Here is a 3,501-nt window from a genome sequence, read left to right as displayed (position 1 = left end):
GTTGAGCGCCGATGCCGTGAAGGTGACGTTGAGTGTGCTGTCGAGATGCAGCTTGAAGGCGCGTCCCTTGTGGCTGTCGCCAAGATAGAGATCATCCGTACCGGTGCCGCTGACGAAAGCTGCTTCGTCCAGGCGGGGTGTGGTGGCCAGGGTGCTGTTGAACACCAGCGAATCGTCAGACGCATCGGCCCAGCCGTAGTTGCTGGTGACCTTTTGCGTGGCGATGCTGACGTTGCTGCCATCGACCACGGTGCCGAAGTCACGGCCGGTGTAACTGATGTGGGCTTGTGCGGGCAGGCTCAGCGTCAGCAGGGCGGCTACGGACAGCGCAGCCAGGATGTGGTGTTGGGGGGACTTCATGAGGGAACCTTTCTGGCTTGGAGAAACGAGAAGACAACGAGATGACAGAAGGACGCACTGGCGGTGTCACGCGCGGCGAACGCAGGCTACCGACTTCGGCACGCGCAGTGCGAAAAAAATCAATGGATGGGGAACAGGCTGTGAAGCCTCACGTGCACATGGCGGCACCCGGCCGGACGCAGTCCGGGCGGCTCAGGCTCAGGCGGCCAGAGGAGGCGCGCGCGCCGCCAGCGGCGACCACGCATGCAGGGGCCTTGCTGCCTGAAGCAACAAAGGCGGTACCCATGATGCCAGAGCGGACAGGGGCGTCACGATGGCAGCAGGCGTGGCAGGCACCACAGGGCTGTGGTCCTGAAGCAGGCAGAACGGGCAATGCCCTTGGCCATTGAGGTGACGGGCCTTGCCATCCGCATCGGCCTGGGCCTGATCGGCTGACTCGCCAATTTGCCGGGCACCCGTGCTGCTGCAGATGGTCATCAGATCCGTTGTGGCGCGCGCAGACGCTACCCAGGCACTCAGGGTAGGCATCCAGGCCGACAAGGTGAACACGCACAGCGCGAACCACACCCATCGGCGTGACCGTGTCAACGCAAAGGGACGGAACATGGCCGGTAGTCTAGGGGTTCGTGAGATTGTTCACAATCCCTTGGTTTTGGGCGTGTCTCATTTTGTGGCGTCAAGATGCGAGCCCTCAGCGCATGGCCCATGGCGGTGCGATGTCCGCCGAGGCCTGAATCCCTCCTGAATCCTGGTGAGCCGATGCCTCGTTTGGCGGGGCCGGACGCGACAGATCGGCTTGCTCTGCCGCGGCGGGCACCACCCGCGGTGCACTCGCCTGCACGGTCAAGGGCGGCATGGGCGCCGCCACATGCTGTGCGCCTATCCACACGGCGATGAGGTAGATGGCCAGCACGGCCAGGAGGTGAGCCGCCACGAACCAGCGAACGCCGTTGGCACTCATGGCAGGACCTCCGTGCGCGGGTCGGCAGAGGTGGGCGCAGGTCGGTATACCGCTTCGACCGGGCCGGCAGATCGTTCTGGCTGTGCCTGCTGGCAGCAGGGCGATGACGTTGGGGGAGCCGAGCGGATTTCAAACTGGGCACTGGGCAGGGATTCGGGCGTCATCATCGTTGCCATCCAGACCAGCCAGCCCAAGGTCGCGATCATGGCGCCCACGTTGAAATGCGTCATGACCCGCATGACGAGGGTGAGGAATCTCATTGTTTCTCCTGAACGAGCCATCAAGCCGCACGGTTGGTGGCGGCTGAACTTGGCGGAGGCGGACCAGCCTGCCTCCGATGCGGTCAGGAACGGGTTGGTGGCGCGCGGGCCCGGGGCGCAGCCCAGGTGCGCAAGGTGCGAGGCCCTTGCCAGAACAGTGCGGGCGCTTCGTGTTGCAGCGGCAGCGTCACGAACGCCAGGGGCGAAGGCGGCAGCCCCAGCCCTTGTGCGTGCAAGTGGCAGTAAGGGCAATGTTGACCGACGGCCTGATGCTGGTCCTCACCAGGTGCCACGCGGTTGGAAGACCGGGCCAGGCCGGTTGAGCTGCATATCTCTTGTGTCAACTGATCTGTGCGTGATCGGCCCTGTTCAGCCGCCTGCCAGATCGATGCACAAGCTGGAAGCCAGGCGCTCAGCAGCATGACCACGGCCATGAGCCATGTCATACGTCGAGCGGAGGGCCTTCTTTGCATGCGCATGGTCAAAGTTTAGTGCAGGCGGGCTGGGCGTCGGCTGCACGCAGCATGTGACCTTGCTCTGCCGCAAGAGAGCAAGGCTCGCTGCCTCGGTATTTTGCGGCAGGTGCAAAATGGTGGCTCGGCCTGTGGCCATGCCCCTCTGATCCACACACAAGGAGTTCATCATGGACCGTCGACAACTCATGCAACGATCCACGGGCCTGATGGCCTTGGCCGCTGCGGCGGTGCTGCCCGCTCGTGTCTCGGCAAAAGAAGCGCCGGCGCACCACCATGACCATGCCGCCATGCTGGCCACGCAGAAGGGCAGCAAGCCCAAGCGTTTTACGAGCCTGATCGCACCGTTCCAGGCTTGTACGGCTGCCGCCGCGGCATGCATTGACCACTGCCAGGTCTTGCTGTCGCAAGGCGACAAGGACATGGCCGCCTGCCTGCGCTCGGCGCTGGACTGTGACGTGACTTGCAACGCCGTGTTGAAGGCAGCGAGCCTGAACTCGGACTTCACGCCCGCCTTGGCTCGCACGGCCATCGAGGCGATGGAAGCCTGTGTGAAGGCGTGCAAACCGCATATCGAGCATCATGTGGAGTGCAAGAATTGCCATGATGCTTGCCTGGCGGCCATCGACGCCGCTCGCAAGTTGGGCTGACGCCAGCCCTGGGGCGCTCCCGTTGTGGTGATGCCCCCTTCTTGAGCGCGCTTTACAATTTGCGCCCAAGATGCGCCACGCTGTTGTCACTCGTCGACTGATCATCTGGCTGGGGTGCCTGTCACTCCTGGCCGGATTGCTGTTGCCGAGTGTGTCGTACGGGCGCGCGGCCGTTGATCCTCTTGGGGAGTTGTGCTCGTCGCGCAATGCGTCAAGCGGCCCGCTGAGTTTGCCTGATGGTGCCGTAAGCCTGCATGACGGTCAGCATTGCAAACTTTGCAATTCCCTCCCTCTGGCGCTCCTGGGCCCTCAGCCGACCGTACTGCCGTTCCTGGCGGTGAGTGCGGCAGACGTCTGGTTGGCGGGGGGCTTCACCGGCTGGCCACAAGCTCAGTGTCGAGCTGGCGGGGGCGCGCGAGCGCCTCCAGTCTGATCTCCTGGCAGCCTTTTCCCACAAGGCTCGCCCTCAAAGCTATTTGACCGTTGCCCAGCCATTCATTCGGTTGGGCTTGTGCTGTCTCGGCTGTTGATGGCCGGGGCGGCTTCCCATGCTTGAGAGAGATCACATGTCGCCTTCCTATTCCATGCGCCAGCGCCCCGTGGTTCTGGCCATTGGCCTGCTGAGTGCAGGTATTGCCCTTGCCCAACAGGCTCAGCCCGTCACCAGCGAGGGCCAGTTGCCTCCGGTTGTCATCACCGGCAAGCGTGATGCTGCCTATGTGGTGGGCACCACAACAGGTGCCACACGCACGGAAACCCCAGTTGAATACATTCCACAGTCCGTTGTCTCCTTGCCG

7 protein-coding genes and 1 pseudogene are annotated in these 3,501 nt (G+C 63.5%); 3 read left to right on the top strand and 5 right to left on the bottom strand.

The features are described 5' to 3' along the window. From VFW84_RS04325 to VFW84_RS17495, 5 genes are all read right to left on the bottom strand, one after another. The coding region (locus VFW84_RS04325) for a hypothetical protein (protein WP_329679204.1) at window positions 1-360 on the bottom strand (360 nt) is incomplete at its 3' end. Window positions 361-558: 198 nt separating this feature from the next. Continuing rightward, window positions 559-966, bottom strand: a complete 408-nt coding sequence (locus VFW84_RS04320; protein WP_329679203.1) for a DUF2946 domain-containing protein — start codon at window positions 964-966, stop codon at window positions 559-561. 85 nt (window positions 967-1,051) lie between these two features. Further along, a complete protein-coding gene (locus VFW84_RS04315) occupies window positions 1,052-1,321 on the bottom strand; it encodes a hypothetical protein (protein ID WP_329679202.1) in 270 nt (89 codons plus the stop codon). Then, a complete protein-coding gene (locus VFW84_RS04310) occupies window positions 1,318-1,581 on the bottom strand; it encodes a hypothetical protein (RefSeq protein WP_329679201.1) in 264 nt (87 codons plus the stop codon). Before VFW84_RS04310 ends, VFW84_RS04315 begins: the two co-directional genes overlap by 4 nt. A gap of 83 nt (window positions 1,582-1,664) precedes the next feature. After that, window positions 1,665-2,015, bottom strand: a complete 351-nt coding sequence (locus tag VFW84_RS17495; RefSeq protein ID WP_414638891.1) for a DUF2946 domain-containing protein — start codon at window positions 2,013-2,015, stop codon at window positions 1,665-1,667. A 209-nt stretch (window positions 2,016-2,224) separates the two neighbouring features. On the opposite strand from VFW84_RS17495, the gene VFW84_RS04305 reads away from it, so the two are divergent. The 3 genes and pseudogenes from VFW84_RS04305 to VFW84_RS04300 all read left to right on the top strand — a co-directional run. Then, window positions 2,225-2,704, top strand: a complete 480-nt coding sequence (locus tag VFW84_RS04305) for a Csp1 family four helix bundle copper storage protein (protein ID WP_329679200.1) — start codon at window positions 2,225-2,227, stop codon at window positions 2,702-2,704. Between the two features lie 70 nt (window positions 2,705-2,774). Next, entirely contained in the window at window positions 2,775-3,137 is a 363-nt protein-coding gene (locus VFW84_RS17490) for a DUF2946 family protein (protein ID WP_414638890.1), read from the top strand. 133 nt (window positions 3,138-3,270) lie between these two features. Continuing rightward, window positions 3,271-3,501: pseudogene (locus VFW84_RS04300) on the top strand (hypothetical protein); the annotation flags it as partial.

Source organism: Aquabacterium sp., from assembly GCF_036279655.1.
In the GTDB taxonomy this organism is placed as follows: Bacteria; Pseudomonadota; Gammaproteobacteria; order Burkholderiales; family Burkholderiaceae_C; genus Aquabacterium.
This window is presented reverse-complemented; position numbering and strand designations above follow the sequence as displayed.